The sequence below is a fragment of the uncultured Hymenobacter sp. genome (assembly GCF_964243305.1).
GTDB lineage: Bacteria > Bacteroidota > Bacteroidia > Cytophagales > Hymenobacteraceae > Hymenobacter.
Window position 1 is genome coordinate 119,657 of the sequence record NZ_CAXTEF010000008.1, and the last position, 7,384, is coordinate 127,040.

The 7,384-nt window shown below is 62.9% G+C and carries 6 protein-coding genes; 5 read left to right on the plus strand and 1 reads right to left on the minus strand.

Annotation, left to right across the window (positions count from 1 at the left end; all coding sequences use genetic code 11):
* The first annotated feature begins 156 nt into the window (after positions 1-156).
* From ACFE70_RS07565 to ACFE70_RS07580, 4 genes are all read left to right on the plus strand, one after another.
* Positions 157-1,551, plus strand: coding sequence for a Fic family protein (locus tag ACFE70_RS07565; RefSeq protein ID WP_375417122.1), 1,395 nt, complete (start codon positions 157-159; stop codon positions 1,549-1,551).
* Between the two features lie 314 nt (positions 1,552-1,865).
* Positions 1,866-3,020 carry a 1-deoxy-D-xylulose-5-phosphate reductoisomerase gene (locus tag ACFE70_RS07570; protein WP_375417123.1) on the plus strand — a complete coding sequence of 385 codons (1,155 nt, stop codon included), beginning with the start codon at positions 1,866-1,868 and terminating at the stop codon, positions 3,018-3,020.
* A gap of 176 nt (positions 3,021-3,196) precedes the next feature.
* The gene (gene rseP, locus ACFE70_RS07575; RefSeq protein ID WP_375417124.1) at positions 3,197-4,540 is read left to right on the plus strand and encodes an RIP metalloprotease RseP; all 1,344 of its coding nucleotides are present in this window, start codon (positions 3,197-3,199) and stop codon (positions 4,538-4,540) included.
* A gap of 168 nt (positions 4,541-4,708) precedes the next feature.
* On the plus strand, positions 4,709-5,215 hold the full coding sequence (locus tag ACFE70_RS07580; protein ID WP_375417125.1) for a DUF6702 family protein: 507 nt from the start codon (positions 4,709-4,711) through the stop codon (positions 5,213-5,215).
* Positions 5,216-5,245: 30 nt separating this feature from the next.
* On the opposite strand, the gene ACFE70_RS07585 is transcribed toward ACFE70_RS07580, so the two are convergent.
* Positions 5,246-5,914 (minus strand): DUF2461 domain-containing protein, encoded by a 669-nt coding sequence (locus ACFE70_RS07585; protein WP_375417126.1) that lies wholly within the window; start codon positions 5,912-5,914, stop codon positions 5,246-5,248.
* A 213-nt stretch (positions 5,915-6,127) separates the two neighbouring features.
* On the opposite strand from ACFE70_RS07585, the gene ACFE70_RS07590 reads away from it, so the two are divergent.
* The gene (locus ACFE70_RS07590; protein ID WP_375417127.1) at positions 6,128-7,240 is read left to right on the plus strand and encodes a hypothetical protein; all 1,113 of its coding nucleotides are present in this window, start codon (positions 6,128-6,130) and stop codon (positions 7,238-7,240) included.
* Positions 7,241-7,384: the final 144 nt, after the last annotated feature.

A 7,384-nucleotide genomic window follows, 5' to 3' on the forward strand; every position in this document is an offset into this window, starting at 1 on the left:
GGGGCGCTGCCGGCCCGAGTTGGCCCGGCCCGACGGCGGCGCTATCTTTACCCGACCCGAGCGCTGGTCGGGTTTAAACACAAGGTTGCAGTCCGGAAAGCCAGTCTTTTCGTACTTCCGTAGCTACCTTAGTAGCTAATTAGTATTTGTTTATATATGGCTTCTTTTGCCGAACTCGACCAGCTAAAAGCCGAACTCGACACCCTACCCCCCCTATCCCCCGACCAGGAGGCCGGCCTGCTGCAAGAATCCTGGCTGGAGTGGAACTACAGCTCCAATGCCCTGGAAGGCAACTCGCTGACCCTCAGCGAAACCCGGCGCCTGCTGCGCCAGGACCTGACCGCTCCCGGCAAGCCCCTGCGCGACCACCTGCGCATCCGCCACCACGACGAGGCCGTGCGCCGCCTCGAAGAAGCCGTGCGCGACCAGCGCCCACTCACCGAAACCCTGGTGCAGGAGCTGAACCAGCTTTTGCAGGGCTCGCCCGTGCTCCCGCCGCTGGCCGCCCCCCACCCCTACCAGGCTGCGCCGGCTTCGCGCCGGCCCAGCGCCCAGGTGCTCACGCCCACCGGCGAGCTGTTTTACTTCGCCACGCCCGACCAGGCCCCCGCCAGCCTGCCCGACGTGGTGAACTGGTACCAGCAGGAGCTGACCCAGGGCAGCCAGCACCCCGTGGCCCTGGCCGTGGGGCTGCACTACCGCTTTCTGCGCCTACCCCCCTTGCAGGAGGAAGCCTACTACCACGGCCCGCTGGCCCGGCTGCTGCTCAACTACGGGCTGCTTAGCCGCGGCTACCCCATCACGGTGGTGCGCGCCACCGACCGCAACCACTACTACGCCGCCCTGACCGTGGCCGACTCGGGCAACCCCGAGCCGCTGCTGCGCTTCCTGATTGACAACGTGGCCGCCGCCAGCCAGGTGCGCCTGCAAACGGCCACCAGCGAGCCGCCGCACGAAACCGCCTACCTCGACCAGAAGCTCGCCCAGCTCAAGAAGAAGCTGCTGGGCCGCGAAGATGCCATCGTGCTGACCTGGAACCTGGAAACGCAGGCCAAGCTCTACTACTATCTGCTGGAAGAATGGCTTAAGGACCTGCAAAAGCAGACGGCCCGCTTCGACGACTTATTCGTGGAGAAAAGCTTTCTGCTGGGCTACTACGAGGTCACGGAGGGCGCGCCCGTTATCCAGACGGCCCCGGCCCTGGCCCCGCTGCTGGAGTCGGCGGCGTTTGTGTTTAACAACGCTAGCGAGCTGCTCCGCCAGCTCAGCCTCGGCATCAGCTGGCAGGCGTTCCGGCTGCGCGGCCACACCTTCAATCTTAATCTGCTGGTCAGCTTCACCTTTGATGACTATGGCTTTCAGGTGCAGTACCAGATTAACGAGCTGGACGAGGAAGATTTCTACATCGTGCAGCCCGCCCTGACTACCACCCTCCACGACTCGACCTACCGCGACAAGTACGACCTCGACCACGTGGCCCAGCTCAACCACGAGCTGGCCACGCGCCTCTACAACCACCTGGCCGACGCCGTGCCGGCCCTGGCAGGATAAGAGGGGGTAGGGAATTAAGGTAGAAGGCAGGAGGGAAGAGGAAAGAGGAAAGAGGCGGTCATGCTGAGCGCAGCGAAGCATCTCGCCCGCTGACTAATCCAACTGATTGAACAACGATTGGATTACTTTCCCAGGCGAGATGCTTCGCTGCGCTCAGCATGACCGCCTCTTTCCTCTTCCCTCCTACCTTCTACCTTCTACCTTAATTCCCTCATACTTCCTGCCTCCTGCCTTCATTCCCTACCCCCCCGGTCCCGCCAAGCCTGCCGTACCTTTGGCCCTGATTCCGCTTTTTTCGGTTAATGGCAGCAGACATGAAAACAAAGTCGCTGGCGCTGCTCGGTGCCACCGGCTCGATTGGGACGCAGGCGCTGGAGGTGGTGCGCCAGCAGCCGGGCCGCTTCCGAGTGGCCGTGCTCACGGCCCAGCGCAACGCGGCGCTGCTGCTGGCTCAGGCCCGCGAGTTCCGGCCGGCGGCCGTCGTTATCGGCGAGGAGTCGCAGTACCAATTTCTGAAAGAAGCGCTGGCCAATCAGCCCGAAACTCAGGTGCTGGCCGGCGCCGCGGCCCTGGCCGAAGTCGTGACCCGGCCCGACGTCGACGTGGTGCTCACGGCCCTCGTCGGCTACGCCGGGCTGCTGCCCACGGTGGCGGCCATCCGGGCGGGCAAGGACATTGCGCTGGCTAATAAAGAAACGCTGGTTGTGGCCGGCGAGCTGATAACGGGCCTGGTGCGTCAGCACGGCGGGCGCCTGCTGCCGGTCGATTCCGAGCACTCGGCCATCTTCCAATGTTTGGTGGGCGAGGAAGCTAACCCAATTGAGAAAATCATCCTTACGGCATCGGGCGGCCCATTTCGGGGGCGCGACCGGGCCGCGCTGGCTACGGTGACCAAGGCGCAGGCCTTGAAGCATCCCAACTGGGACATGGGCGCCAAAATCACCATCGATTCGGCTTCTTTGATGAACAAGGGCCTGGAAGTGATTGAAGCCAAGTGGCTGTTTAACCTGACCAATGAGCAGATTGAGGTGGTGGTGCACCCGCAGAGCATCGTACACTCACTGGTGCAGTTTCAGGATGGCTCGCTGAAGGCGCAGCTGGGCTTGCCCGACATGAAGCTGCCCATTCAGTACGCGCTGGGCTTCCCGGAGCGGCTAGGCAATGATTTTCCGCGCTTCTCGTTTCTGGCCTACCCCACCCTCACCTTCGAGGCGCCCGACACCGCCACGTTTCGCAACCTGCCGCTGGCTTTTGCCGCCATGCGCCGCGGCGGCAACGCCCCCTGCATCCTCAATGCCGCCAACGAAGTGGCCGTCGCCGCTTTTCTGCGCGAGCAGGTCAGCTTCCTGGGCATGGCCGACGTGGTGGAAAGCTGCCTCGACCGGGTGTCGTACCTTGCCGAGCCGCAGCTGGCCGACTACGCGGCCACCGACGCCGAAACGCGGCGCGTAGCGGCCGAGCTGCTGTAATCCCTACCCCCCTCCTGCCATTCGGAGCCGGCGAAGCACCTTATGCTAGTTGAACGATGCACTAATTATTGATTATTGCTTGTTCTGACCTGCGAAGGTCCTTCGCAAGCTCAGGATGACAGATGAGCATGGCAGAAGGCAACTCATAATTTGTAATTCATAATTCATAATTGTCCTTGGATATTCTCACCATGATTGGCCAGTTTCTGCTGGCCCTTTCGCTGCTCATTGGCTTGCACGAGTTCGGGCACTTTGCCTTCGCCAAGCTCTTTAAGATTCGGGTCGATAAGTTCTACATCTTCTTCGACTTCCTGTTTCCGCTGCCCAACGTGGCCAACTTCGCCCTGCTCAAGAAGAAGGTGGGCGAGACCGAATACGGCATCGGCTGGTTCCCGCTGGGCGGCTACGTTCAGATTCACGGCATGGTGGATGAAACCCAGGACGCCAATGCCCTGGCCGGCCCGCCCCAGGCCGACGAGTTTCGCTCGAAGCCGGCCTGGCAGCGCCTGCTGGTGATGCTGGGCGGCATCATCATGAACGTGCTGACGGGCGTGCTCGTGTTTTCGGCCCTCACCTTCTACTACGGGCAGACGTATCTGCCCGCCTCGGAGGCGCGCTACGGCATTTTGCCCAACGGCCTGGGCCGGCAGATGGGCTTCCGCACGGGCGATAAAATCGTGAAAATCAACGGCCGCCCGTTCACGGAGTTCGATGAGGTGTACAAGCCCGACGTGCTGCTCGGCAACAGCTCCTACTACACCGTGGAGCGCGGCAGCCAGCTCGTGGACGTGAACGTGCCCAAAAACTTCCTCGACAACATGGCCGCCCAGAGCGACAGCCTGTTCGTGATGCCGCGCCAGCCCTTCACGCTCGAGGAAGTCGTGCCCGGCCAGCCCGCCGCCCAGGCCGGCCTGCAAGCCGGCGACCGGCTGGTGAAGATTGGCGAGACGCCGGTACAGTTTTTTGATGAGCTGACCGGCACGCTGGCACGCTACAAAAACCAGGCGGTGCCCCTGACCGTGCAGCGCAATGGCCAAACCCTACCCCTCACGGTGAAGGTGAACGCGGACGGCAAAATCGGGGTGCGGCCCAAGTTCGAGATGAACTTCGGCACCCGCAATTACAACCTGGCGCAGTCGGTGCCCGAGGGCAGCAAGCAGGCGTTTGGCGTCATCAGTGGCCAAATCAAGGCGTTGGGCAAGATTGTGCGCCGCGAAGCCTCCGCCTCAGCCAGCCTGGGCGGACCCGTCGAAATCGCCCAGCAGTTCGGCACGCGCTGGGACTGGGCCCACTTCTGGACCCTGACCGGCTCGTTGAGCATGGTGCTGGCCTTCATGAACCTGCTGCCCATTCCGGCGCTCGACGGCGGCCACGTTGTGTTTCTGCTCTACGAAATCATCCTGCGCCGCAAGCCTTCGGACCGGTTTCTGGAAGGTGCCCAGCGCGTGGGCACCATGCTGATTCTGGCTTTGATGGCCTACGTCATCATCCTGAAGCCAATCTTGAAGGCGCTGTCGTAGCAAATAGTATAGACCGAACTAAAGGACGTCATGCTGAGCTTGCGAAGCATCTTATCACTGAAGAACGACGCAGTAATCAATTGGTTAGTGCTCGTGCCAGCGTGATAAGATGCTTCGCTGCGCTCAGCATGACGTTCTTATTCTAACTGATTCTATCCAGATACGCTCATGCGCCGTGCCCTCTCCGCCGCCCTGCTCCTGTTGCTCTTGCCGCTGCTGGCCCTGGCCCACGCCTACCACGCCAGCATCGCCGAGCTGCGCTACAACCCGGCCCAAAAGCAGGTGGAGATTTCCCTGAAAGTCTTCACCGATGATTTCGAGCGTGCCCTCTCGCAGGGCCAGCCCACGCCGGTACACCTCGACCAGCAGCCCCGCGCCGGCGCGCTGGCAGCGGCTTATTTGCAGCGCAGCCTGCGCGTGGGCACCCGGCCGGGCGAATCACTACCCCTCCAGTTCGTCGGGATGCAGCACGAAGCCGACGCCTACTGGCTCTACGCCCGCGTCGCCCTACCCCCCTCCGCCACGGCCAAGCCCCTGACCCGCCTGCACCTACGCCAAGGCCTGCTGCTGGACTTGTTCCCCGACCAGATGAACATCGTCAACCTCGAAGCCCGTGGCCGCAAGCAAAGCGTCCTCTTCCGGGCCGGCAACGAGGAGCAGGAAGTGAGATTTTGAATTATTCATTTATAATTCTTAATTAATTCCCTACCCTACCTCGCGCAGCCAGCCTACCAGTGGGTGCAACGCCCGCAGCCCTTCGAGCACGTGCGCGCGGTAGTCGGGCAGGGCCAGCACCTCGGCATCGGGCCGCGACTGGCTGGCAATGCAGCTCTTGACTTTTAGCAATTCGGCTTCCGGATGCGTGGCCTCGTAGCCCTGCGGCACGCGCTTGAGCCGCTCGCCGCTTAGCCCCTGTGGGTAGAACTGCCGAAACGCCGGGGCAGCCAGCAGCTGGTGCAGCGCGGGCGCGCTGTAGTCGATTTCCTGGCGGATGCGGGCCAGCTGCTCCTTGTCGGGGGCGAAGAGCCCGCCGCCGATAAGAGTCTGATTATTCGGTCCCAGCTGCACGTAGTAGCCGGGCTGCTCCTGGCCCGGCACGCGGCTGGCGGAGGCGAAAAAGGCGCTGAAGTGAGTTTTGTACGGGTCTTTATTCTTGGAGAAACGCACGTCGCGGTAGATGCGAAACAGGCACTTGCGCGCCGTCAGGCCGGCCAGGGCGGGGTCAGTTTGGATTAGCTCAGTCAGCCAAAAGGCTACATCCTGCTCGAAATCAGCCCGCAGCTCGTCATACGTGGCTTTGCGGGGCAGAAACCAGTCGCGCTCGTTGTGCCGGGCGAGTTGGCGCAGGTAATCAAAGAGCTTGGGCAGACGCATGGGGGTAGGGAGCCAAATGCCAAAGCTAGCTAACGCCGCGGGCCGGACCGGCGGCCCGGCAGATTCTTCGGAACGAGTTTACCGCATGGCGTGCCCAACAGCCGGTCAGGCAGGCCCGGCGGCCCGGCAGGCCCGGCGGCCCGGCAGCCACTCACGTAGCAGTTTGGCTTATTTTTTCGTTAGAAAGCTCAACAACCCGTTCCCGCTTTTTTCATGAAAAAACTCCTGCTGTCTTTGCTGGCTTCTGCCCTGCTGCTGCTGGCCGTCCCCGCCCAGGCCCAGCGCCCCACCGACCTCTGGTATTTCGGCCAGCAGGCGGGCCTCAGCTTCGGGCCCGATGGCACCACGCCTACCCCCCTCAACAACGGCAAGATGAGCACTTTCGAGGGCTGCGCCGTGGCGACCACCGCCAAGGGCGAGCTGCTCTTTTACACCAACGGCGAAACCGTCTGGAACCGCGCGCACCGGCCCATGCCCAACGGCACCAAGCTCATGGGCAGCGGCAGTAGCACCCAGTCGGCCCTTATCGTGCCCGACCCTGGGGCGGGCAACATCTTCTACGTGTTCACGGTCGCGCCGCAGGGCACACCCAACGGCCTGCGCTACTCCATCGTCGACATGACCCGCGACGACGGCCTGGGCGATTTGCCGCGCGTAAACCTGCTTTTGGTGCAGCCCGTGGCCGAAAAGCTGGCCGCCGTGCGCCACGCCAACGGCCGCGACACCTGGGTGCTGGCCCACCGCTGGAACTCGACCGCCTTCGTGGCCTACCTCGTCACGGCCGACGGCGTGCAGGGCGGCAAGCCCGTGCTGAGCAGCGTCGGCAGCCTCAACAACGGGCCGGGCCGCAACGCCATTGGCGAGCTGAAATTCTCGCCCGACGGCCGCCGCGTGGCCGCCGCCCTCTGGCGCGAAACCAACAAGTTTGAAGTCTACAACTTCGACCGCAACACCGGCAAGGTCAGCCAGCCGCGCTCCTTCGGCCCCTACCCCGAAGCCTACGGCGTGGCCTTCTCGCCCGACGGCACCAAGCTCTACGGCACCTGCAACGGCGTGGGTGGCGGCCAAAGCCAGCTCTGGCAGTTCGATTTAAAAACCAAAACCGGCACCCCCACGCTCGTGGGCCGCTCGGCCAACCGCAAAATCGGTGCCCTCCAAGCCGGCCCCGACGGCCGCCTCTACGTGGCCCGCGAAGACAACCCCGCCCTGGGCATCATCCAAAAGCCCAACGAAGCCGGCAAGGCCTGCACCTACGTCGATGAAGGCTTGAAACTGGGTGGGCGCCGCAGCAAGCTGGGTTTGCCCAATTTCGTGGTGAACCCGTAGCCGGCTTGTTCAAAAGTAAAACCCGGTCATGCAGAGCGCAGCGAAGCATCTCGCGTGCAGCAGTAATCAGCGGCTAACAACGATTGGATTAGGGCGTGTTCTCAGCTAAGTGCTTACTTTAGGGTCATGAACGCCGACCGCACG